21 protein-coding genes are annotated in these 21,919 nt (G+C 72.1%); 16 read left to right on the plus strand and 5 right to left on the minus strand.

From position 1 onward, the window contains the following. Positions 1-221: 221 nt before the first annotated feature. Positions 222-1,082: a helix-turn-helix domain-containing protein gene (locus PUR53_RS30530; protein ID WP_329910325.1), complete on the plus strand. Its 861-nt coding sequence runs from the start codon at positions 222-224 to the stop codon at positions 1,080-1,082. Positions 1,083-1,091: 9 nt separating this feature from the next. Further along, positions 1,092-1,316 (plus strand): DUF397 domain-containing protein, encoded by a 225-nt coding sequence (locus tag PUR53_RS30535; protein ID WP_319242864.1) that lies wholly within the window; start codon positions 1,092-1,094, stop codon positions 1,314-1,316. A gap of 57 nt (positions 1,317-1,373) precedes the next feature. Here the strand turns inward: PUR53_RS30535 and PUR53_RS30540 are convergent, their stop codons facing one another. Next, positions 1,374-2,504: an 8-amino-7-oxononanoate synthase gene (locus PUR53_RS30540; RefSeq protein ID WP_329910326.1), complete on the minus strand. Its 1,131-nt coding sequence runs from the start codon at positions 2,502-2,504 to the stop codon at positions 1,374-1,376. Between the two features lie 197 nt (positions 2,505-2,701). On the opposite strand from PUR53_RS30540, the gene bioB reads away from it, so the two are divergent. The 3 genes from bioB to bioD are packed head-to-tail and all read left to right on the plus strand — an operon-like array spanning position 2,702 to position 5,988. Beyond that, the gene (bioB, locus tag PUR53_RS30545) at positions 2,702-3,952 is read left to right on the plus strand and encodes a biotin synthase BioB (RefSeq protein ID WP_329897530.1); all 1,251 of its coding nucleotides are present in this window, start codon (positions 2,702-2,704) and stop codon (positions 3,950-3,952) included. A 16-nt stretch (positions 3,953-3,968) separates the two neighbouring features. Further along, positions 3,969-5,249: an adenosylmethionine--8-amino-7-oxononanoate transaminase gene (locus PUR53_RS30550; RefSeq protein WP_443080378.1), complete on the plus strand. Its 1,281-nt coding sequence runs from the start codon at positions 3,969-3,971 to the stop codon at positions 5,247-5,249. A gap of 19 nt (positions 5,250-5,268) precedes the next feature. Beyond that, on the plus strand, positions 5,269-5,988 hold the full coding sequence (gene bioD / locus PUR53_RS30555; protein ID WP_329910328.1) for a dethiobiotin synthase: 720 nt from the start codon (positions 5,269-5,271) through the stop codon (positions 5,986-5,988). A gap of 104 nt (positions 5,989-6,092) precedes the next feature. Here the strand turns inward: bioD and PUR53_RS30560 are convergent, their stop codons facing one another. Beyond that, positions 6,093-8,306 (minus strand): helix-turn-helix transcriptional regulator, encoded by a 2,214-nt coding sequence (locus PUR53_RS30560; protein WP_329910329.1) that lies wholly within the window; start codon positions 8,304-8,306, stop codon positions 6,093-6,095. A 109-nt stretch (positions 8,307-8,415) separates the two neighbouring features. On the opposite strand from PUR53_RS30560, the gene PUR53_RS30565 reads away from it, so the two are divergent. Beyond that, positions 8,416-9,102, plus strand: coding sequence for an esterase/lipase family protein (locus PUR53_RS30565; protein ID WP_329897534.1), 687 nt, complete (start codon positions 8,416-8,418; stop codon positions 9,100-9,102). A 109-nt stretch (positions 9,103-9,211) separates the two neighbouring features. Next, positions 9,212-9,898 (plus strand): class I SAM-dependent methyltransferase, encoded by a 687-nt coding sequence (locus tag PUR53_RS30570; protein WP_329897535.1) that lies wholly within the window; start codon positions 9,212-9,214, stop codon positions 9,896-9,898. Here the strand turns inward: PUR53_RS30570 and PUR53_RS30575 are convergent. Together PUR53_RS30575 and PUR53_RS30580 are read right to left on the minus strand one after the other, a co-directional pair. After that, on the minus strand, positions 9,867-10,241 hold the full coding sequence (locus tag PUR53_RS30575; RefSeq protein WP_329910330.1) for a fic family toxin-antitoxin system, toxin component: 375 nt from the start codon (positions 10,239-10,241) through the stop codon (positions 9,867-9,869). The genes PUR53_RS30570 and PUR53_RS30575 overlap by 32 nt on opposite strands. Before the next feature lie 4 nt (positions 10,242-10,245). Further along, on the minus strand, positions 10,246-10,485 hold the full coding sequence (locus tag PUR53_RS30580) for a toxin-antitoxin system HicB family antitoxin (protein WP_184896821.1): 240 nt from the start codon (positions 10,483-10,485) through the stop codon (positions 10,246-10,248). Between the two features lie 202 nt (positions 10,486-10,687). Between PUR53_RS30580 and PUR53_RS30585 the strand changes: the two genes are divergently transcribed. Genes PUR53_RS30585 through PUR53_RS30595 form a run of 3 tightly spaced genes read left to right on the plus strand, consistent with a single transcriptional unit; the run spans position 10,688 to position 15,082 of the window. Then, positions 10,688-11,539, plus strand: a complete 852-nt coding sequence (locus tag PUR53_RS30585) for an ABC transporter ATP-binding protein (RefSeq protein ID WP_329897537.1) — start codon at positions 10,688-10,690, stop codon at positions 11,537-11,539. A gap of 4 nt (positions 11,540-11,543) precedes the next feature. Continuing rightward, a complete protein-coding gene (locus PUR53_RS30590) occupies positions 11,544-14,114 on the plus strand; it encodes an ABC transporter permease (protein WP_329910331.1) in 2,571 nt (856 codons plus the stop codon). Between the two features lie 50 nt (positions 14,115-14,164). Then, positions 14,165-15,082, plus strand: coding sequence for an LLM class F420-dependent oxidoreductase (locus PUR53_RS30595; protein WP_329910332.1), 918 nt, complete (start codon positions 14,165-14,167; stop codon positions 15,080-15,082). 88 nt (positions 15,083-15,170) lie between these two features. Here the strand turns inward: PUR53_RS30595 and PUR53_RS30600 are convergent, their stop codons facing one another. Next, positions 15,171-15,575 carry a hypothetical protein gene (locus PUR53_RS30600; protein ID WP_329897540.1) on the minus strand — a complete coding sequence of 135 codons (405 nt, stop codon included), beginning with the start codon at positions 15,573-15,575 and terminating at the stop codon, positions 15,171-15,173. Between the two features lie 384 nt (positions 15,576-15,959). Here PUR53_RS30600 and PUR53_RS30605 point away from each other — a divergent pair, with 384 nt between their 5' ends. The 6 genes from PUR53_RS30605 to PUR53_RS30630 all read left to right on the plus strand — a co-directional run bounded on the left by PUR53_RS30605 (position 15,960) and on the right by PUR53_RS30630 (position 21,876). Further along, the gene (locus PUR53_RS30605) at positions 15,960-17,147 is read left to right on the plus strand and encodes a hypothetical protein (protein WP_329910334.1); all 1,188 of its coding nucleotides are present in this window, start codon (positions 15,960-15,962) and stop codon (positions 17,145-17,147) included. A gap of 118 nt (positions 17,148-17,265) precedes the next feature. Then, positions 17,266-17,685, plus strand: a complete 420-nt coding sequence (locus PUR53_RS30610; protein WP_329897542.1) for a GNAT family N-acetyltransferase — start codon at positions 17,266-17,268, stop codon at positions 17,683-17,685. 291 nt (positions 17,686-17,976) lie between these two features. After that, entirely contained in the window at positions 17,977-19,314 is a 1,338-nt protein-coding gene (locus PUR53_RS30615) for a hemolysin family protein (protein WP_329897543.1), read from the plus strand. Continuing rightward, complete coding sequence (locus PUR53_RS30620; RefSeq protein ID WP_329897544.1) at positions 19,311-20,327, plus strand: hemolysin family protein; 1,017 nt, start codon at positions 19,311-19,313, stop codon at positions 20,325-20,327. Before PUR53_RS30615 ends, PUR53_RS30620 begins: the two co-directional genes overlap by 4 nt. Positions 20,328-20,554: 227 nt before the next feature. Continuing rightward, positions 20,555-21,430, plus strand: coding sequence for an SGNH/GDSL hydrolase family protein (locus tag PUR53_RS30625; RefSeq protein WP_329910335.1), 876 nt, complete (start codon positions 20,555-20,557; stop codon positions 21,428-21,430). 110 nt (positions 21,431-21,540) lie between these two features. After that, entirely contained in the window at positions 21,541-21,876 is a 336-nt protein-coding gene (locus tag PUR53_RS30630) for a DUF4326 domain-containing protein (RefSeq protein ID WP_329910336.1), read from the plus strand. Positions 21,877-21,919 lie beyond the last annotated feature (43 nt).

Consider the following 21,919-nt stretch of genomic DNA (forward strand, 5'->3'; position numbering starts at 1 on the left):
CGGTGTCCGACAGGGAGCGGATGGTTCGACTACGGTCCCGGACTGGTGCTTCGCGCCAGACTGCCACTACCTGGGCTGTCACGGGTGGCGATCCACCAAGATATGCATATATCTGTCGCTCGAAGCGGTGAACTATCCGACGGCCGACCGTATTTGGGTGAGGGTTTCGTCCATCCTCTGTCGTCACCCCGACTTCGCGCGCCGGGCGGAAGGAGAATCCCATGCAGTACGGTCCGGCGGTGCGCCGCCGCAAGCTCGGTGCCGAGTTGCGTGTCCTGCGCACCCGTTCCGCGCTCACCAGTATCGAGGCGGCCCATCGGGTGGGCTGGCACCAGTCCAAGGTGAGCCGGATCGAGACGGGCGCCAGCGGCGTGAAGCCCGCGGACGTGCGCAAGCTGCTGGACGCGTACGGGGTCGCCGACACCGAGTTACGGGAGCTGCTTTTGGCGCTCGCGGGCTCCGAGGACGGTGGCGGGCGGCACAACTGGTGGCACGCCTACCGGGGCGTACTGCCGCCGACGTACCGGGACTTCATCAGCCTGGAGTCGCAGGCCGGGGGGATGCGGACGCTGGAGACCTCGGTGGTGCCGGGTCTGCTGCAGATCCCCGAGTACGCGCGGGCGGTGACCCGGGCCGCGGTGGAGGGGCTGGAAGACGACAAACTCGACGCGCTCGTGGAAGTGCGGCTGGCGCGGCAGGAGGTGCTGCGCGGGAACCCGCCGCTGAAGCTGAGTGCCGTGCTCGACGAGGGCGTTCTGCGACGTGAGGTGGGCGGTCCCGAGATCATGGCCCGGCAGCTGGGCCGGCTGGTCGAGGCGGCCCGGCTTCCCCAGGTGCGACTGCAGGTGCTGCCGTTCACTGCCGGGGCGCACATCGGCGTCACGGGCCCTTTCGTAATTTTCTCATTTAGGAGCACTTCCGATCTGGACGTGGTTGTTCTCGACCACTTGACGAGTAGCCTCTACCTCGAACGGAAAGAAGACCTCAAGGCGTATGTCGAGGCCTTCAACGCCCTTCAGATCCACGCCCTTTCGCCCGAGGACTCGTTGGATTACATCGCCGGGCTAGCCGCCGGCGCGTAAGGAGGCACCATGTCCGCACTGCCTCGGAACGTACCCACCAGTACCGCACTACGCGGAGTGCGATGGCTGCGCAGCAGTCGCAGCACGGGAATGAACAACTGCGTGGAGACGGCCCGTCCCGCGTCCGGCCGCTGGGCCGGTCTGGTGGCCGTACGCGATTCGAAGAACACGGCGGGGCCCGCCCTGCTGTTCGACCCCGACGCCTGGGAGGGATTCATCACCACGCTGCGGTGACCACCACCGACGGCGTTCGCACTTCCGCTTACGGCGACGCACGGCCCTGACGCCGACTCACGGTCGCGTATCGCCGATGATCCCCACAGCCCGGTCGATCTGCCCCCGTGTGAGATCCGCGCGGGCGGTCAGCCTCAGCCGGGACACGCCGTCCGGCACGGACGGGGGGCGGAAACAGCCGACGGCGAGACCCGCCGCACGGCAGTCGGCCGCCCACCTCACCGCCTGATCCGGCGACGGCGCCCGTACGGAGACCACGGCGGCGTCGGGCCGCACCGCTTCATGGCCCGACGCCGTCAGCCGTGTGTGCAGTTCCCGCGCCACCTCACGGGCGCGTGCGGCGCGCTCCGGCTCACGGCGCAGCAGCCGGAGCGCGGCGAGCGCCGCGCCGGTCGCCGCCGGGGCGAGGCCCGTGTCGAAGATGAACGTCCGGGCCGCGTTGACCAGGTGGTCGATGACCTTGGCCGGGCCGAGCACGGCACCCCCCTGGCTGCCCAGCGACTTCGACAGCGTGACCGTCACGACGACGTCGGGGTCGCCCGCGAGCCCCGCCGCGTGGGGCGCGCCCCGGCCGCCGTCGCCGAGGACCCCGAGCCCGTGCGCGTCGTCCACCACGAGCCCGGCGCCGAACTCGCGGCAGGCGGCCGCGAGGGAGGCCAGCGGGGCGGCGTCGCCGTCCACCGAGAACACCGTGTCGGAGACGGCTACAGCGGGCACCCCGCCGCCCGCGGCCAACGCCTTGCGGACCGCCTCCGGGTCGGCGTGCGCCACGACCTGGGTGGTGCCCCGAGCCAGACGGCAGCCGTCGATGAGGGAGGCGTGGTTGCCCGCGTCCGAGACGATCAGGGAGCCGTGCGGGGCGAGCGCGGTGACGGCGGCGAGGTTGGCCGCGTAGCCGGAGGAGAAGACGAGGGCGGCCTCGAAGCCGCAGAAGTCGGCGAGTTCCCGCTCCAGTTCGGCGTGGAGTTCGGTGGTGCCGGTGACGAGCCGGGAGCCGGTGGCGCCGCCGCCCCATCGGCGCGCGGCCTCGGCGGCGCCCTCGGTGATCTCGGGGTGCCGGGCCAGACCCAGGTAGTCGTTGCTCGCTAGGTCGAGGAGCGGGGAGTCGGCGGGCCGGGGGCGCAGGGTCCGTACCAGCCCGGCCCGGCGGCGCGCGGAGGCCTGCTCGTCGATCCAGCCGAACGCCATGGGTCCTCCGGGGTGGTGTGGGCAGCCCGCGGCGCCGCGCCGTCCTGGACGGCACGGCGAGGGCTTTTGTAGGCAGTGCACAGACACTAACGGCCGGACCAGCCGCCCACGATGTGGCAATACCCACACGTCGATCGCACTCTGTTGTCCGAACCATCCTTGGCCGGGAGCGGTCCCGTAGGACAGGATCGGCTCTCATGGACCTGCTGAACACGCTGGTGGACAAGGGGCTCCGGCGCGAGCCGCTGAGCCGTGCCGAGGCGCTCGCCGTCCTCGGCACCTCCGACGACGAGCTGTTGGACGTGGTGGCCGCGGCCGGGAAGGTGCGCCGGCACTGGTTCGGGCGCCGGGTGAAACTGAACTATCTGGTCAACCTCAAGTCCGGCCTCTGCCCCGAGGACTGCTCCTACTGCTCCCAGCGGCTCGGCTCGACCGCCGGCATCCTCAAGTACACCTGGCTCAAGCCCCACGAGGCGTCGGAGGCCGCCGCGGCCGGGCTCGCCGGGGGCGCCAAGCGGGTCTGTCTGGTGGCCTCCGGGCGCGGTCCGACCGACCGGGACGTCGAGCGGGTCTCGGACACCATCAAGGCAATCAAGGACGAGAACGAGGGCGTGGAGGTGTGCGCCTGCCTCGGTCTGCTCTCCGACGGCCAGGCGGAGCGACTGCGCGAGGCCGGCGCGGACGCCTACAACCACAACCTGAACACGTCCGAGGCGACGTACGGCGAGATCACGACGACGCACACGTACGCCGACCGGGTGGACACGGTCAACAAGGCGCATGCGGCCGGTCTGTCCGCCTGCTCGGGTCTGATCGCGGGCATGGGCGAGAGCGACGAGGACCTCGTCGACGTCGTCTTCTCGCTGCGCGAACTGGACCCTGACTCCGTTCCGGTGAACTTCCTCATCCCCTTCGAGGGCACCCCGCTGGCCAAGGAGTGGAACCTCACCCCGCAGCGCTGTCTGCGGATCCTGGCGATGGTGCGGTTCGTCTGCCCGGACGCCGAGGTGCGGATCGCGGGCGGCCGGGAGGTCCATCTGCGCACGATGCAGCCGCTCGCCCTGCACCTGGCCAACTCGATCTTCCTCGGCGACTACCTCACCAGTGAGGGTCAGGCGGGCAAGGCCGACCTGGAGATGATCGCGGACGCCGGGTTCGAGGTCGAGGGCGCCGACCAGGTGACGCTCCCGGAGCACCGGGCGACCGTGACCGCCGGTGGGGGCTGCGGGTCCGGGGAGAGCGCGGGGTGCGGATCGCACGCGGGGGGCGGCTGCGGGTCGCACGAGAGCGAAGGCGCGGGCGCGGGTTGTGGGTCGCACGCGGGGGGTGGGGTGTGCGGTTCCGCCGCACCGGCCCCGGCCGCCGCGACTCCGACCGGCGAGGCCCGTACGGATCTGGTGGCCGTACGCCGCCGGGGCGCCGGTACCGACCTCGCGCCCAATGCCTGAGCTGAACGGTCCGGGCGTGCCCGAACTGAGCGTGCCCGAGCTGGTGGAGCTCGACCGGCGGCATGTATGGCATCCGTACGGGCCCATGCCGGGCCGGCAGGAACCGCTCGTCGTGGAGTCGGCGAGCGGGGTCCGGCTGAAGCTCGCCGACGGTTCGGGCGAGCTGGTCGACGGCATGTCGTCGTGGTGGTCGGCGATCCACGGCTACAACCACCCCGTCCTGAACGAGACGGCGCGCGAGCAGCTCGGCCGGATGAGCCACGTCATGTTCGGCGGGCTCACCCATGAGCCCGCCGTGCGGCTGGCGAAGCACCTTGTCGACATGTCGCCCGAGGGTCTGGAGCATGTGTTCCTCGCCGACTCGGGATCGGTGTCCGTCGAGGTCGCGGTCAAGATGTGCCTGCAGTACTGGCGTTCGCTGGGCCGCCCCGGCAAGCAGCGCCTGCTGACCTGGCGCGGCGGCTACCACGGCGACACCTGGCAGCCGATGTCGGTGTGCGACCCCGAGGGCGGGATGCACGAGCTGTGGCAGGGCGTCCTGCCCCGGCAGGTGTTCGTGGACGCGCCGCCGGTCGAGTACGAGGAGTCGTACGCGGAGGCGCTGCGCTCGACGATCGAGCGGCACGCGGACGAGTTGGCGGCCGTGATCGTGGAGCCCGTGGTCCAGGGGGCTGGTGGGATGCGCTTCCACTCCCCCGCGTATCTGCGGGTGCTGCGCGAGGCGTGCGACGCGCACGACGTGCTGCTGGTGTTCGACGAGATCGCCACCGGGTTCGGGCGTACGGGCGCGTTGTTCGCGGCGGACCACGCGGCCGTCACGCCGGATGTGATGTGTGTCGGCAAGGCGCTGACCGGCGGTTATCTGACGCTGGCGGCGGCGCTGTGCACCGCGCGGGTGGCCGACGGGATCTCGCGGGGCGAGGTGCCGGTGCTGGCCCATGGGCCCACCTTCATGGGCAACCCGCTGGCGGCGGCCGTCGCCTGTGCCTCGATCGAGCTGCTGCTGGGCCAGGACTGGCTCGCGGAGGTCAAGCGGATCGAGACGGGGCTGCGGGAGGGCCTGGCGCCGGTGCGCGAGGTACCGGGGGTGACGGACGTACGGGTTCTCGGCGCGATCGGTGTGGTGCAGCTCGACCACGCGGTGGACATGCGGGCGGCCACGGAGGCGGCCGTGCGCGAGGGCGTGTGGCTGAGGCCGTTCCGCGACCTCGTCTACACGATGCCGCCGTACGTCACGGGCGACGAGGACGTGGCACGGATCGCGCGCGCGGTGTGCGCGGCGGCCACGGCGGGATGACGGAACAGAAGAGGACGACATGACGGTCCTGGTGGTCACGGGGACGGGCACGGAGGTCGGCAAGACGGTCACCACGGCGGCGGTCGCGGCGGTGGCCGTGGCGTCCGGCCGCTCGGTGGCCGTGCTGAAGCCCGCGCAGACGGGCGTACGGCCGGACGAGCGCGGCGACGCGGACGAGGTGGCCCGGCTCGCGGGTGCCGTCACGGTCCGCGAACTCGCCCGCTATCCGGAGCCGTTGGCTCCGGCGACCGCCGCGCGCCGCTCGGGCCTGCCGCCGGTGCGCCCGGAGGACGTCGCCGAGGCCGCGGCGAAGCTGGCGACCGACCACGACCTGGTGCTGGTCGAGGGCGCGGGCGGGCTCCTGGTCCGCTTCGACGAGGCGGGCGGCACGCTGGCGGACACGGCGCGGCTGCTGGGGGCGCCGGTGCTCCTGGTCGCCTCGGCCGGGCTGGGCACGCTGAACGCGACCGAACTGACGGCCCGCGAACTCGCCGTGCGGGAGGTGGAGTTGGCGGGTGTCGTCATCGGCAGCTGGCCCGGGGCGCCGGATCTGGCCTCGCGGTGCAATGTGGCGGACCTGCCGGTGGTGGCGAACGCTCCGCTGCTGGGGGCGGTGCCTGCGGGGGCGGGGGCGTTGCCGCCCGCCGATTTCCGGGCGGGGGCCGGGAGTTGGCTTGCGCCGGCGCTGGGTGGGGTGTGGGACGCGGTTTCCTTCAGTGCCGCCGAAGCCGCGCCGTAGGGGACCTGTGGCGAATCGACCGCGGGTTCGTCGTGGCTGGTCGCGCCCCGCGGCGGAGCCGCAGATGTGACAGCCCCGCGCCCCTGACGGGGCGCGGGCCGGCCTTACGTATCCGTCTCCCCCAGCAGCCGCACCAGCTCGATCCTCGACCTGATCCCCAACCGCGAGAACACGCCCCGCAGATGGTGGTCGATCGTGCGCGGGCTCAGCAGCAGCCGCGCGGCGATCTCGCGGTTCGTGGCACCCTCCGCCGCCATGCGGGCGATCATCAGCTGCTGGGCGGTGAGGCGGGCGGCGAGATCCTCGGTGCCGGGCGCGGCGGAGGCACGCTCCCCCAGAGCGCGGAGTTCCGCGCGGGCCTGGGACGCGCAGTGCGGGGAGCCGAAGTGGTCGAAGGCCTCCAGCGCGCTGTGCAGGCGGTCGCGGGCCTCGGTGCGGTTGCGGAGCCGCCGCAGGGCACTGCCGAACAACAGTTCCGTACGGGCGCGTTCGAAGTCGCGGGTGCCGGAGGCGTGCAGGTCGAGGGCGGTGCGGTAGTGCTCGACGGCCTCCTCGCCGGTCGCGAGGAGGGCCCGGCAGCGGGCGCTGAGCGCGAGGTCGTCGGCGCTACGGACGGTACGGGCCCAGCGGTCGTAGTCGGCGTGCGCGGCGACGGCCACCCGGGTGTCGCCGGTGCGGACGGCGGCTTCGACGTAGTGCGGGGTGGCGATGTGCCGGATGGCCCGGTGCCCGTGCCCGGGGCCGAAGCCCGCGAGGGCGCGCAGCCGGGCGGCCGAGGCGGCGTACCGGCCGGTGCTCAGGTCGAGGAAGGCGAGCGCGAACATGGCGAGCGCGGCGGGCAGTCCGAGGCCGCGTTCCAGGGCGTAGACGCGGGCGGACTCGGCGCGTTCCCGGCACACCTCCTCGTCGCCGGTGAGGGCGGCGAACATCGCGAGGGCGGCCTGGAGATGGCAGGCCCCGTTGTCCTGCCCGGTGGCGTACGCCTGGCGCAGGGCGTCCACGGCGGCGGCCTCGGCGGCCTTGGGGCGCCCCGTCCAGAACTCGGCGTAGGCCCGGAACTCCATGGCCTGCGGCACGGTCACCGTCTCGCAGCGGGCCCGCGCGGAGGCGGCGGCGCGGGCGGTGGCGGTGAAGGCGCGGGTGTGGTCGCCGAGGAGGAGGGCGGCGATCCCGGAGTGGATGAGCTGGGTGGGGTCGCCGCCGGGACCGCAGCGCCCGGCGGCGGCTTCGAGGACGTCCCGGGCGTCGTCGTAGCGTCCCTCGAACGCGGCGGCGAGGGCGCCGAGGGTGCTGGGCGGGAGGATGCCGAGCCCGTCGGCGACGGCGGCGGCCTCGCGGCACCGGCGGAGGTCCCCGGTGTAGATGGCGGCCTCGGTGGCTCGTGCCAGCAGGTGGGCGGCGCGGTCCGAGGTGTGGTCGCCGACGTGCCGGACGGTGGCGGTGAGCAGGGCGTCGAACGCCTCGGCGGCGTTGCCGGCACGGAGGGCGAGCAGTCCGCCGAGCGCGTCGTCGTCGGTGGCGGCGACGAGGCGGCGGGCCCGGTCACCGTCGCCGGACTGCCAGGCCTCGGCGGCGGCCTGGGCGAGCAGGGGCGCGCGTTCGGCCGGTTCGGGGGTGAGGCCCGCGGCGCGTTCGGCGAGGGCGGAGGCGAGGGTCGGGTCGCCGATGGCACGTGCCACCCGTGCCGCGAGACGGAGTTCGGCGGCGAGGCGGCGGCTGGGTCCGAGGGCGGCTGCGGCCCGGTGCCAGGACCGGCCGGGTCGCTCGCCCTCGCCGCTGAGGACGGCGGCGAGGAGGCGGTGGGCCTCGCGCCGGTCGGCCATGGACGCGGACTCGTAGACGGCGATGCGGGTCCAGGCGTCCCGGAAGACGATGCCCTGGGCCGTGGTGTGCGCGAGGCCCGCCGCCTCCGCCGTGTCGAGGGGGCGGGTGTCGAGCCCGGCGGCGGTGACGGCGCGTGCGTAGGCGTGGGTCGGCACGGGGTACTGGTCGGCGGCGGCGAGGAGCAGCAGGAAGCGGGTCTCGTCGGGCAGGGCCCGTACGTCCCGTCGGTGGGTCCGCAGCAGGGCGGGGGCCAGCGCCAGGGGCTCGGCGGGGAGCGGGTCGAGGCCCGTGAGCTGGCGCCGGGTGAGGGCGGCGGCGAGTTCGGCGGCGGCCCGGGGGTCGCCGTGGGCGGCGTGCAGCAGGCGTACGCGCACGCCTTCGGACAGCGTGGGCACGGTGGCCGACGCTGCGTTCGGGCTCGGCCACACGTTCGTGGGGGGCGGTGGCGAGCGATGCGGAAGTTGTGGGGGGTTCACCGGAGTCACCACGCTCATCACGTTACTTGCGAGTTAACCGACCAGTAAAGACCGGCGATTTCGCCGATGCGGCGCGCGTAGACCCCGCTGACACTCCTGACGAACCCCACCCGTTTCAGGAGGCACCATGCATCGCCGCATGCGCCGTATCGCCACGGCTCTCGCGACCGTGACCAGCACGCTCCTTCTGTCGCTCACCTTCTCGGCGTCCTCCGCCCAGGCCGCCACCCACAACCCGGTCGTCTTCGTGCACGGACTGAGCAGTTCGTCCAGCAGTTGGGACGACTGGGTCGCGTACTTCAAGGCGGACGGTTACACCGCCTCGGAGCTGCACTCCTGGTCCTACGACTGGGGCCAGTCCAACGCCACCACGGCGGCACAGCTGAAGACCAAGATCGACAGTGTGCGCGCCTCCACGGGCGCCGCGAAGGTCGACGTGGTAGTGCACTCCATGGGCGCGCTCAGCTCCCGTTACTACCTGAAGAACCTCGGCGGGACGGCGTACGTGGACGACTTCGTCTCCACGGCCGGTGTGAACCACGGGACGACCGTCGCCGGTTGGTGCCGGTGGCTCTACACGTCCTGCGGCGAGATGTACACCGGCAGCTCGTTCCTGACCTCGCTGAACTCCGGTGACGAGACGCCGGGCAGTGTGTCCTACGCCAGCTACTGGTCGAACTGCGACGACGCGCTCACGCCGGACACCACCGCGATCCTCAGCGGCGCGACGAACGTCGAGGTCGGCTGCGTCTCGCACAACGAGATGAACAACGACCACGGCGTGTACGAGCAGGTCCGCAACTTCATCGCCTGACCCCTCCCCCACCCGTCGCACAGTCGTTCCCCACGGCCGTGCGACGGGTGAGTTGGCGCTTCCCGGGGGAGAATCGCGGTATCCGCACCGCCCTCTTCGGGAGGTCCTCATGGCCCGCGCCCGCGCCGCGAAGGACGCCGTGCACCACCCCCTCTTCGCCCGGTTCTACGCCCGACTGAGCGTGTCGGCGGAGCCGAGGATCGGTCCGCTGCGTGACGAGTTGCTCGCCGGGCTGTCGGGGCGCGTCATCGAGATCGGGGCCGGCAACGGCCTGAACTTCGCCCGCTATCCCGGCGCCGTCTCCGAGGTGGTGGCGATCGAACCCGAGCACTCGCTGCGGCGGCTGGCCCTGGAGGCCGCCCTGCGCGCCGAGGTGCCGGTGGACGTGGTGCCGGGCGCGGCGGAGGCGCTGCCGGTCAAGAGCGAGGCGTTCGACGCGGCCGTCGTGTCGCTGGTGCTGTGCAGTGTGCGGGACGTACGGCGCTCTCTGAGCGAGGTGCGCCGGGTGCTGCGCCCTGGTGGTGAGCTGCGGTTCTTCGAGCACGGCCGGGGCGGTGGACGGGCCATGCGGACGGCCCAGCGGGCGCTGGACGCCTCGGTGTGGCCGCTGCTGTTCGGCGGCTGCCATGTCTCGCGTGACCCGGTCGACGCGCTCCGGGCCGCCGGGTTCGAGGTCGGGGCGGTCCGGGAGCTTCTGGTGCCCGAGCAGGGGCCTAGGCTGCCCAGCTCCTACTGTGTGCTGGGCCGGGCGCGGCGGCCTGGCCTCACTGACTCCACTGACGCAGCTCCCGCGTGATCTCGTGCACGCCGGCCTCGCCGCTCTTGACCAGTCTGGCCAGTTCGCGCACCTGTTCGGCGGAGGTGACGACCTTGACGCCGCTGGCCACGAGGTAGCCGTAGGCGACGGCTGAGGCGAACAGCGCGTTGGAGCGCTCCAACGCCGTTACGTGCACAAGGAGTTGGAGCAGGGCGGCGGCCCGGGCGTGCGGGGTGTCGTAGACGGCGACGTCGAAGATGTGGGCCTCGTGCCGGGCGACGGCCGCGACGAGGGCGCCCCAGTCGGTGACCTGGGGATCGCCGGGCGTCTTGCGTTCGGCGACCATCAGGAGCCAGGCGAGGTCGATGCGAAGCTGACTCAAGGGATCAGTGACGTCCCTCGCGCCCGTTCTCGGGCTCGGTGCCGAACTCCTCGGCGAAGACCGCCTCGTACTGCTTCATGAAGTCGGCGGCGGACTCGACGAAGGTGTGACCCGCCTCGCCGGTGTCCTGCCGGACCAGTTCCTCGATGTACCGGTTCACACTCATCCCGCGCTCCAGGGCTCGTTCTCGGGCGGCTCGGGCCGTGTCCTCGTCCACCCGCACGTTCAGCTGGGTCTTGGCCATGACTCGACGCTAGCGCCGAAGTGCTAGCGGAGCAAGGGCGCCTTGACCCACGCCAACTGGGTGCCCCTTACACCGACCCCCGAAGCCCGACCTACGACGGAGACGGCCTCGACCCTCGGGGGGATTTCGGCTGTGCCCTGGGCCACACTAGGCTCGGCCGAGAACGCCCGGAATTCGAACTGGTTCGAGCCTGGAGGCCGTTTTGTCCACTGCTGCCGCTGAGCACACCCTCGGCCGCGCGGAAGCCGAGGGCATCGCCGCCCGTGCCCGGGGCCTGACGAAGGCGTACGGCTCGGGCGAGACGACGGTGCTCGCCCTCGACTCGGTCGACGTGGACATCGCACGCGGCCGCTTCACCGCCGTCATGGGCCCCTCGGGCTCCGGCAAGTCCACGCTGATGCACTGTCTGGCCGGGCTCGACACCGTCTCGGCCGGACAGGTGTGGCTCGGGGACACCGAGATCACCGGGCTCAGGGAGCGCGACCTGACCCGGCTGCGCAGGGACCGGATCGGCTTCATGTTCCAGTCCTTCAACCTGATCCCCACACTGAACGCGGCCGAGAACATCACCCTGCCCATGGACATCGCGGGCAAGAAGCCCGACGAGAAGTGGCTGGACCAGGTCATCGACACCCTCGGACTGCGGGACCGGCTGAAGCACCGGCCCGCGCAGCTCTCCGGCGGCCAGCAGCAGCGTGTCGCCTGCGCCCGCGCGCTCGCCTCGCGGCCCGAGCTGATCTTCGCCGACGAGCCCACCGGCAACCTCGACTCCCGCGCCGGGCTCGAAGTGCTCGGCTTCCTGCGCGAGGCGGTGGACCAGCTGGGCCAGACGGTCGTCATGGTCACCCACGACCCCGGTGCCGCCGCCCACTCCGACCTGGTGCTCTTCCTCGCGGACGGGCGGATCGTGGACCGGATGGAGCGCCCCTCGGCCGACGCGGTCCTGGAGCGCATGAAGCGGTTCGACACCGTCCGGGCGACCGTCGCCCCCGAGAGCGGCCCGACCACCGAGGCCACCGACACGACCGAGGCCACCGACACCGACAAGGACTGAGACCGTGCTCAAGGCGACCCTGCGGAGTTTCCTGGCACACAAGGGGCGGCTGCTGCTCTCGGCGCTCGCGGTGATCCTCTCCGTGGCGTTCGTCGCGGGCAGTCTGATCTTCTCGGACACGGTCACCCGTACCTTCGACCGGCTCTTCGCCTCCACCTCCGCCGATGTGACGGTGGGCCCCAAGGACGACGAGTTGGAGGGCCAGCTGCCGACCGGGGCGGTGGAGACGGTGCCCGCCTCGCTCGCCGAGCGGATCGCGGGCATCGACGGCGTCGCGGAGGCCCACGTCGACGCGTCCGTGGAGAACGTCACCGTCGTCGACAGCGAGAACGAGTCGGTGGGGCCGACGACGGGCGCCCCCACCATCGCCACCGGCTGGCACCCCACCGACCGCAGCCCGGTGAAGCTGACCAGCGGGCACGCGCCGGAAGGCCCCGGCCAGGCGCTGCTCGACGCGGACACCGCCGAGAACAAGGACGTGCGGATCGGCGACACCCTGGCGGTCCTGGCCGGGCCGGGCTCCTTCGAGGTGCAGGTCGTCGGCATCGCCACCTTCACCACCACCAATCCCGGCTCCGCGCTCGTCTTCCTCGACACCCGGGTCGCGCAGACCGAGCTGCTCGGCGATCCCGACGCCGCCACCGGCATCTCGGTGACCGCCGAGCCCGGGGTCAGCGACGAGGTGCTCGAGCAGCGGATCGCCGAGGCGCTGGGGCCGACGGCGTACACGTACGAGACCGCCGACGAACAGGCCGAGTCGGCGGCCGCCTCGCTCGGCGGATTCCTCGACGTCATCAAGTACGTGATGCTCGGCTTCGCCGGGATCGCGACGCTCGTCGGGATGTTCCTCATCGTCAACACGTTCTCGATGCTGATCGCCCAACGCACCCGTGAGCTGGGCCTGTTGCGTGCGCTGGGAGCCGACCGGCGGCAGGTGCGGCGATCGGTGCTGACCGAGGCGGCGCTGCTCGGCCTCGTCGGGTCGACGCTCGGCCTCGCCACCGGCATCGGACTGGCCTTCGGGCTGATCGCGCTCATGGGCGCCTTCGGGATGAACCTGAAGTCGACCGAGATGGTGATCGGCGTGGGGACGCCCGTCGCGGCCTACGTCGTCGGACTCGGCGTCACGTTCGTGGCGGCCTATCTGCCGGCGCGGCGGGCGTCGGCCGTGTCGCCGATGGCGGCGCTCGCGGACGCCGAGATCGCCGGGGTCGGGCGGCCGCTGAAGGTGCGCGCGGTGGTCGGCGGAGTCGTCGGGGCGGCCGGTGCCGCCGCGCTCGTGGGGTGCGCGGTGTCGTCGGACACTGGGTCGGCGGCCTCCCTGCTCGGCCTCGGGGTGGTCCTCACCCTCGTCGCGACGGTCATCGCGGGACCGCTCCTCGTACGGCCGGTCATCCGGGTCCTGGGCGGGGCGTTCCCCGCGCTGTTCGGCTCCGTGGGCCGGATGAGCCAGCGCAACGCCCTGCGCAACCCACGCCGGACCGGGGCCACCGCCGCCGCGTTGATGGTGGGGATCGCGCTCGTCGGCGGCATGTCCGTGGCGAGCGCGTCGATGACGAAGTCCTTCGACCAGGAGATCGACAAGACCCTGGGCGCCGACTTCGTCGTCCAGAACCAGAACTTCCTGCCGTTCCCGCAGGAGGTCACCGACAGGATCCGCGCCACCGACGGCGTCGGGCTCCTGGTGCGGCAGCGGTTCACCCCGGTCGCGGTACGGCTGCCCGACGGCGACCGGGTCGAGACGACCGCCGCGGCCTACGACGCCCGGCTCGACGAGGTCGCGAACGTCACCTACGCCCGGGGCGACAGCGCGGCCGCCCTCGCGGAGGGTGCCATCGCCATGGACGTCGACTTCGCGCGGGAGCACGACGTGACGGTCGGCGACACGCTCCCGGTGCGGTTCCCCGCCGGGAAGAACGCCGAGCTGAAGGTGGCCGCCCTCACCGACCAGGACACCGGCGACGGCTTCGGGATGCGGGGCGGGCTGTTCTTCGGCATGGGCACCATCGAGACCCAGGTGCCCGACGGGCAGGACTCGGCCCTGTATGTGAACACCGGCTCCGGCGCGGGCGCCGACGAGCTGCGCGCGAACCTGGAGCGGACGCTGAAGGCGTATCCGCAGGTGCAGGTCCGCGACCAGGCCGACTACAAGGAGCTGGTGCGGGGCCAGATCGCCGTACTGCTCTACCTGGTCTACGCGTTGCTGGGCCTCGCGATCGTCATCGCGGTGCTCGGCGTGGTCAACACCCTCGCCCTGTCGGTGGTGGAGCGCACCCGGGAGATCGGACTGCTGCGCGCGATCGGGCTGGCCAGGCGGCAGTTGCGGCGGATGATCCGGCTGGAGTCGGTGGTGATCGCCGTGTTCGGAGCCGTCCTCGGGCTCGCGCTGGGGCTGGTCTGGGGCGTGTGCGTGCAGCAGATCCTGGCGCTCCAGGGAATGAAGGCGCTGGCGATCCCGTGGGGCACGGTCGTCGCCGTCGTGATCGGCTCGGCGGTCGTGGGCGTGGTCGCGGCCCTGCTGCCGGCGCTGCGGGCGTCCCGGATGAACGTGCTGGCGGCCATCGCGCACGAATGATGTACTCGTCGGTGTGCCCGACTCAAGTCCCTTTCGAGTGAGGAGAGTTCATGCCGCGCCCGTTCCGCTTCGGAGTCAATCTGCTCAGCCCCACATCGGGCGGGGAGTGGCGGGCGAAGTGCCGCCGCGCCGAACAGCTCGGCTACGACGTGATCCTGGTCCCCGACCATCTGGGCATGCCGGCACCGTTCCCGTCCCTGGTGGCCGCGGCGGAGGCGACCGAGCGGCCGCGGCTCGGCACGTTCGTGCTCAACGCGGGTTTCTGGAACCCGACGCTGCTCGCCCGTGAGGTCGCCACCACGGACGCGCTGACCGGGGGGCGGCTGGAGCTGGGACTCGGCACCGGGTACGTGGCGGCCGAGCACGAGAAGGCGGGGCTGCCGTGGGGGTCGCCCGGCGAGCGGGTCGACCATCTGCTGCGCACGGTCGAGGAGTTGGACCGGTTGCTCGGTTCCGACGACCTCCCCCACTCTCGGCTGCGCTCGAGCGGGGGGACCCCCATGCCGCGCCCCACGCAGCGGCCCCGGGTGCCGCTGCTGATAGGCGCCAACGGCGACCGGATGCTCCGCGTCACCGCCGAGCACGCGGACATCGCGGCGTTCACGGGCGCGCGGACGGTCGCGGGCGGGAAGCTGGAACCGCTGACCGCCGAGGAGCTGGACGAACGGGTCGGCCGGTACCAGGAGTTCGCCGCCGGGCGGAAGGAGCCCGCCGAACTCAACCTGCTGATCCAGATCGTCGAGCTGACCGAGGACCGGGCCGCCGCGGTGCGGCCGTGGCTCGGCCACCTGCCGAACCTCACCGAGGAGCAGGTCCTCCAGCTGCCGCTGGTCCTGGTGGGGACACTGGACGAGATCGTCGCCCAGGTCCTGTCCCAGCGCGAACGGTACGGCTTCTCGTATCTGACCGTCCTGGAACCGAACATGGAGATCTTCGCGAAGGTCATCGAGGCGCTACAGGGCAGATGAGACGCCCCCTCGCGACCCGGACGCCGGTCGGACCTGTGCTCCCAGTCGCGGACGACTCCGGGGAACCGGGAGGCGTCACCGGGAGGCGTCACCTCGAGGGTCCGACCACTCGATCACGAAACTCCTGGAAAGCGTGCCAGCCTGACGTCCGCCCAGGAGCCATCAGGCTCCCATCGGAGCAGTCGAGTGCCTTGCACCGCAGAGCGTCGGCGAGACGGAGCACGGGCGTCAGCACGTCGTCACCGGAGCCCCGGATGTGCAGCATGATCGAGTCCACCGGGTCCTGTGAGCCGATGTTGAGCTCGATGGACCACGTGGGGCCGCACAGTTTGCCCCAGGTGGGGTCCGAGAGGTCAGTTTCGGGGCACGCCCGGGCGACAGCCGCGAGTACGTCGTGCCGCCGGCCGAGCGGGTCCGGGGTGTGGTCGGCGGGGATCTCCTGCACCGAGGTGAGGTCGTCGGGCAGGCGGAGGAGGAGTACGTCCCAGCTCATGGTGGCCTTCCAGTCAGGACGTGAGGAGCCGTGGCAGGGCCGCTGTCGCAAGGCCCCCTACGTCACTCCCGCGTCGCAATCGCTGTTTGCGACATTCTGACGGACGGGACTGACACCGGTGTTCCGTCACGCTTCGCGCATGTCCCGGCCCACGCCCCCAGTGGGGCACGCAGCGGAGGCGGGGGGTGGGGGGGCTCTGTCAGTGGTGCCGTGGATGATCGGGCCCATGACACATGGTTCCCGAGGTGCCCTTCGGGCCTTCGCCTTGCGGCGTCCTTCGCCGGAGATCTGCGGCAGTGGGTCGGTCCGCTGCGCGCGGGCGATGTTCACCTGGCAGTGCGGCTGATGGCGGCCGCACCTCCCGCCTGGGGAGTCCAGTACACGTTGACCCTGCCGAATGAGGATGCCGCCCGCGCCGCCGCGGCCGAGCTGGCCGGGATGAGGCACCGGTTGACGGCCGTGCGCGTCTGCGATCACTTTCGGTTCGTTCCGTCGAGCTTCTGGTACCGCATGCCGTCCATGGACCCGGAGCTGGAAGGGTGGTGGCAGGTCTTCTCGCTGGCCGTGTACAGCGGGCACGAGCGCGGGGCTCTCGCACCGTTCCTCCGCGGCGAACGCATACGGGTGGCCGCCGTCGCCCGTGCCCACGGCGGTTTTCAGCAGGGGCAGAGCGAGGGGCATGCCGCGACCCTCGAAGGGGCCTTCACCACGGACGGCCTGGCCCATGACCAGGTCGGCGCCGAGGTCCCCGTTCCCGTTCCGCTGCCCGAGGATCCCGCGCGACCTCCGGACGGACCGCCGTGGGACCGCTGCGGAGTCGGCGAGCCCGCAACCACGGTCCGGGCCGTGGTGGCGGCCGCGGAGCGCCTGTACGGCGGTGCGGAGAACGCGCCCGATGCCGTGGAGTGGCTGCTCGATGAGGAGTTCGCGTTCGGCGAGCCCTATGGCGCGACGGGCGAGTTCCTCGGCGAACTCGCGGACGCCGTGGCCCACCAGGGCACCTGCACCGACACCACGGTCGAGTCCGTCCCCTTCCTCACGGAGCTGGTCTGTGACGACGGCGTCGCTCCCGGCACCCGCCTGGTCCTGCTCTGCGATCTGTTGCGGCTCGGCGCCTCGGGGCCGGCAGCGGCGGTCTCCGTGGCCGACCGCGTCGTGGCGCTCGGGGGCGCATGGGAGGAGTCCGCGGCGGAGTGCCTGACACGGCGGGCCATCGTCGGCGAGCTGCCGAGACTGCTGTCCCGCTGGGAGGAGGAGAGCGACGCGGTCAGATTCGCTCTCGCCGCCCTCACGGCGGTCTGCGGGGCGCATGACCAGCGCACAGCGTCGAGGTTGGCCACGCTCCCGGCTCCGGCGGGCAGTTCGCGCGCCCACGTCGTGTCGCTCATGGCGGCACTTCTCGGTGACGACCGGGAAGCCCTGATTTCGGCTGTGGACCGGCTGGCCGCGTGGCGGCCGAGCGTTGCCGAGAAGGGCGCCGGCCCGAACGTGGACGTGCGGAATCTGGGACTGGCCGTCCTTCCGGACCTCGTCCTCGAAGACCTGTGGTCAGGGATCACGGCGGAGGTGTGATCCCTCGGTGCCGGTGGTCGACGCCGCCCGAGGAACCGGATGGCAATCGCGGGCTGCTCACCGCCCCCGGCACGGAAACCGTTCGCCAAGCGGAACGGCTTTCTGCTTGGCTCCCCCCATGAGTGATCTTCACATCCGCTGTGCCACCCTCTCCGACATCGACGCCGTGCTGCGGTTCTGGCGCGAGGCCGCGGAGGGAACGAGCATCAGCGACGACCACGACGGAGTCGCCCGGCTCATCGCACGCGACCCCGAGGCCCTGCTTCTCGCGGAGCGAGACGGCCTCCTCACCGGAACCGTCATAGCCGGCTTCGACGGATGGCGATGCTCCGCCTACCGACTGGCCGTCCACCCCGACCACCGACGGCAGGGCATCGCCACCGCCCTGCTGGAAGCGGCCGAACAACGCTTCGCCGCCCTGGGCGGACGACGGGTCGACGCGATGGTGCTGGAAGCCAACGAACAGGCCCACCACACGTGGGCCGCGGGTGGCTACCACCGCGAGGACCACTGGCGGCGCTGGGTCAAGCCTTTGTAGGCGATGTTCGTGAGCGGCGGCCGGGCCCAGCATGCCCGGCAGGCGGCCGGGTACGCGTCGGAGGAAAAGCAGCGGCGGCGATGAGGACGAGCCGCTCGCAGACCGACCGCCTTGCACCGGGGAACGGGTGACCGACACGCCTTTGCCGATCCTTTACCATGGGTGGACCCGTCAACCTCTACGGAAAGGTTGTGAGCGTCCGCCCATGGGCGAGCCTCCCAGTACCAGCGCCGGCGCCCGACGTCGCGCGATCCTCCCGCCCCTGTCCGACCATGGGACGGAGGTGACCCGATGACCGAAGTGCTCCTCCTTCTGGTGGCGGTGCTGCTCTCGGTGATCTGTGGCGCCTTCGTCGCCGCGGAGTTCTCCCTCACCACGGTCGACCGGGGCCGCCTGGAGCGGGCCGTGGAGCGCGGCGAGCGGGGTGCCGCGGGTGCCCTCAAGGCCGTACGGAATCTGACGTTCCAGCTCTCCGGCGCCCAGCTCGGCATCACCGTCACCAACCTGGTGGTCGGCATGCTCGCCGAGCCGTCCATCGCCAAGCTGATCGCGGGCCCGCTGGAGGCGGTCGGCGTACCGAGCTCCGCGTCGCGTTCGGTGGCCCTCGTGATCGGTACGGCCCTGTCGACCGTCGTGCTGATGGTCGTCGGCGAGCTGGTGCCCAAGAACTGGGCGATCTCCGCGCCGCTGCCGGTGGCGAAGAAGGTGGCGAACCCGCAGCGCTGGTTCAGCGCCGCGTTCCGGCCGTTCATCACCCATCTCAACAACACCGCCAACCGTCTCGTACGGCTCTTCGGCATCGAGCCGGCCGAGGAGCTGGCCTCCGCGCGCGGTCCCCAGGAGCTGGCGGCCCTCGCCCGCCACTCCGCCAAGGAGGGCGCCCTGGAGGAGGACACCGCCGAGCTGTTCGTGCGCACGCTGAACCTGGCCGATCTGACCGCGGAGAACGTGATGACCCCGCGCGTCCAGGTCATCGCCCTCGAAGCCCAGGCGACCTGCGAGGACGTGGCCAACGCGACCCGGGCCACCGGCCTGTCCCGCTTCCCCGTCTACCGGGGCGGCCTGGACTCGGTCATCGGCACCGTGCACATCAAGGACGTCCTCGCCGTGCCCGCCGAGCGCCGGCTGCGCACGTCCGTCGCCGAACTGCTGCGCGAGCCGCTGCTCGTGCCCGAGTCACTGACCGTCGACCGGGTCCTCGACCGGCTCTCCGGCAAGCGCACGATGGCCGTCGTCATCGACGAGTACGGCGGGACCGCCGGCGTCGTGACCCTGGAGGACATCGTCGAGGAGGTCGTCGGCGAGGTCCGCGACGAGCACGACCCGCACGAGACACCCGACCTCGCCCCCGTCGGCACCGACGAGCACGGCCGGGAGCTGTACTCGGCCGACGGCTCGGCCCGCACCGACCAGCTCGCCCGCGTCGGCCTGCGCGCGCCCGAAGGGCCGTACGAGACCCTCGCGGGCCTCGTCGCCACCGAACTGGGCCGTATCCCGGCCGTCGGAGACAGCGTGGAGGTCGTCGGCTGGCGGCTCGACGTGGTGGACGCGGCCGGGCGCCGGGCCGCACGGGTGCTGCTGCACGCGCCGGTGGCGTCCGCCGAGGAGCACAAGGAGGAGACCCGATGACCGCCGTCCAGCTGCTGATCGGTTTCGCGACGCTGGTCGTCAACGCCTTCTTCGTGGGCGCCGAGTTCGCCCTGATCTCCGTACGCCGCAGCCAGATCGAACCGTACGCCGAACAGGGCGACCGCAGGGCCCGCAGCGTGCTGTGGGGTCTGCAGCACGTGTCCGCGCTGATGGCGGCCGCGCAGCTCGGCATCACGCTGTGCACCCTGGTCCTCGGTGTCGTCGCGGAACCGGCGATCGAACACCTGCTGGAGCCGCTGTTCCACGCGGTGGGTGTGCCGGAGGGGGCCGGGCACGTGATCTCCTTCGTGATCGCCCTGACGCTCGCCACCTATCTCCACATGCTGCTCGGCGAGATGGTGCCGAAGAACATCGCCCTCGCGGAGCCGGTGCGCAGCGCCCTGCTGCTCGGTCCGCCGCTGGTGACCCTGTCGCGTGCGCTGCGCCCGGTGATCTTCACGATCAACGCCTTCGCGAACGCGCTGCTGAAGCTGATGCGGATCGAGACGAAGGACGAGGTCTCGGCGACCTTCTCGGACACCGAGCTGGCCCGTCTCGTCGCGGACTCCAGCGAGGCCGGCCTCATCGACGACCGCGCGCAGGAGCGGCTGCGGGACGCCCTGGAACTGGGCCGCCGGCCCGTGCGGGACGTGGTGCTCCCGCTGGAGCGGGTCGTCTACGCGGGCATGGGGGTCACCCCTGAGGAACTGGAGCGGCTGTCGGCCGAATCCGGCTTCTCCCGCTTCCCCGTGGTGGACGAGGGGCGCCGGATCGTGGGCTACCTCCATGTGAAGGACGCGCTCGACGCGGCCCCGAGGGACGTGCCGTTCTCCGTCCGGGACATGCGGTCCATCGCCCGGGTCCGGGAGACCACACCGCTGGACGACGTCCTCACCGCGATGCGCCGCAGCCGCACGCATCTGGCTGCCGTGCTGGGCGGTGACGGACGACTCGCGGGCATCGTCACCATGGAGGACGTCCTCCGGGAACTGTTCGGCCAGCCGACCGTCTGAGGCATCCGGCCGATCGCCGCCCGGTCCGCCGTCCGGTCCGCCGTCCACCGCCGTCCGCCTCGGGCCGGGGGGCGGCTGGCCGGTGGCGGCTGACAGCTCACGGTTGGCGGCTGACAGACGGCCGATGGCGGCGACGGAGGGCGGACGGCGGGTCGGCGGGTCGGCGGGTCGGCGGGAGAGGGTGACCGACCGCTGGGTATGTGCTTCGGGGTACCATTTTCGACGCCATGCAGACGAATTCCAGCCCCGCCGGCCCTCCCGCCCCCGGCCCAGGTCCCGCCTACTCCAGCCTCGTCACGGTCGGGGACTCCTTCACCGAAGGCATGTCCGACCTCCTCCCCGACGGTACGTACCGTGGCTGGGCGGACCTCCTCGCCGGCCGGATGGCCGCGCGGACGCCCGGCTTCCGGTACGCCAACCTCGCGGTGCGCGGGAAGCTGATCGGCCAGATCGTCGCCGAGCAGGTGGAGGTCGCGGCCGCGATGGACGCGGACGTGATCACCCTGGTCGGCGGCCTGAACGACACGCTCCGGCCGAAGTGCGACATGGGCCGGGTGCGCGGCCTGCTGGAGGAGGCCGTGGAGCGCCTCGCCCCCTCCTGCAAGCAGCTCGTCCTGATGCGCAGCCCCGGCCGCCAGGGCCCCGTCCTGGAGCGGTTCCGGCCACGCATGGAGGAGCTGTTCGCGTGCGTCGACGACCTGGCCGCCCGGCACGGCGCCCTCGTCGTCGACCTATACGGCGCTGCCTCGCTGAGCGATCCCCGCATGTGGGACGTGGACCGGCTCCACCTGACCGCCGAAGGGCACCGCCGGGTCGCCGAGGCGGTCTGGCAGACGCTCGGCCACGAGGCGGAGGACCCGGAGTGGCGGACGCCGATGCCGGTCATGCCGCCGCCCGGGTGGACCGCCCGCCAGGTGGCCCACGCGCGGTTCGCCCGGCAGTACCTGCTGCCGTGGATCGGCCGCCGCCTCACGGGCCGATCGTCGGGGGACGGCCGGGCAGGCGCCCATTTCAGCGCTGAGCTGGGCAAGGCCTTCTGGGTCACCCCTGCGGACCACACAAACCCCGGCCCTGTGACGGACTGGCGACGGGTGGGGCCCTGACCCGGAGCCTCGCCCGGCCGCCTGCACCGACCGCCCGGGGAAGTCCTTCAGGCCGAGGCACCGCGAACGAATCCCGGTAGCGTAGGGAGTCGTCGCCCAGGGAGACGTGCGTGAGCACCACCGTGATCAACCTCAAGGGCCGCATCCATGACTTCGGCCCGCGGCTGGAGAACGCCCCCGACGACCTCGTGTACGTCGGCCGCCGCTGGACCATGGGCCACTGGGACCTGCCCGAGCACCCGCTCTACAACCCATTCCAGTACGACACCGCGAAGAAGAAACGGGACGGGACGCGGGTCGAGATCATGGTGAAGTACCGCGAGTACCTCATGGCGCGACCGGAGCTCCTCGCCCTGGTGCCGGAACTGCGCGGCAGGACGCTGGCCTGCTGGTGCTCTCCGGAGCCGTGCCACGCGGACATCCTGGCGGAACTGGCGGACGCGTAGCCCCCGCCCTGCGGATCGTCGCCGCACGTCGGCAGCATGAGAA

It is taken from the genome of Streptomyces sp. SP18BB07 (assembly GCF_036322545.1).
Taxonomy (GTDB): Bacteria; Actinomycetota; Actinomycetes; order Streptomycetales; family Streptomycetaceae; genus Streptomyces; species Streptomyces deccanensis.

What these genes read in the sequence shown, in the direction of transcription:
- PUR53_RS30610 (WP_329897542.1), top strand. Translation starts at nt 17,266, where the DNA reads ATGAGTGATCTTCACATCCGCTGTGCCACCCTCTCCGACATCGACGCC.
- PUR53_RS30615 (WP_329897543.1), top strand. Translation starts at nt 17,977, where the DNA reads ATGACCGAAGTGCTCCTCCTTCTGGTGGCGGTGCTGCTCTCGGTGATC.
- PUR53_RS30570 (WP_329897535.1), top strand. Translation starts at nt 9,212, where the DNA reads ATGGCCCGCGCCCGCGCCGCGAAGGACGCCGTGCACCACCCCCTCTTC.
- PUR53_RS30595 (WP_329910332.1), top strand. Translation starts at nt 14,165, where the DNA reads ATGCCGCGCCCGTTCCGCTTCGGAGTCAATCTGCTCAGCCCCACATCG.
- PUR53_RS30530 (WP_329910325.1), top strand. Translation starts at nt 222, where the DNA reads ATGCAGTACGGTCCGGCGGTGCGCCGCCGCAAGCTCGGTGCCGAGTTG.
- PUR53_RS30625 (WP_329910335.1), top strand. Translation starts at nt 20,555, where the DNA reads ATGCAGACGAATTCCAGCCCCGCCGGCCCTCCCGCCCCCGGCCCAGGT.
- bioB (WP_329897530.1), top strand. Translation starts at nt 2,702, where the DNA reads ATGGACCTGCTGAACACGCTGGTGGACAAGGGGCTCCGGCGCGAGCCG.
- PUR53_RS30600 (WP_329897540.1), bottom strand. Translation starts at nt 15,575, where the DNA reads ATGAGCTGGGACGTACTCCTCCTCCGCCTGCCCGACGACCTCACCTCG.
- PUR53_RS30540 (WP_329910326.1), bottom strand. Translation starts at nt 2,504, where the DNA reads ATGGCGTTCGGCTGGATCGACGAGCAGGCCTCCGCGCGCCGCCGGGCC.
- bioD (WP_329910328.1), top strand. Translation starts at nt 5,269, where the DNA reads ATGACGGTCCTGGTGGTCACGGGGACGGGCACGGAGGTCGGCAAGACG.
- PUR53_RS30620 (WP_329897544.1), top strand. Translation starts at nt 19,311, where the DNA reads ATGACCGCCGTCCAGCTGCTGATCGGTTTCGCGACGCTGGTCGTCAAC.
- PUR53_RS30560 (WP_329910329.1), bottom strand. Translation starts at nt 8,306, where the DNA reads ATGAGCGTGGTGACTCCGGTGAACCCCCCACAACTTCCGCATCGCTCG.
- PUR53_RS30535 (WP_319242864.1), top strand. Translation starts at nt 1,092, where the DNA reads ATGTCCGCACTGCCTCGGAACGTACCCACCAGTACCGCACTACGCGGA.
- PUR53_RS30580 (WP_184896821.1), bottom strand. Translation starts at nt 10,485, where the DNA reads ATGGCCAAGACCCAGCTGAACGTGCGGGTGGACGAGGACACGGCCCGA.
- PUR53_RS30565 (WP_329897534.1), top strand. Translation starts at nt 8,416, where the DNA reads ATGCATCGCCGCATGCGCCGTATCGCCACGGCTCTCGCGACCGTGACC.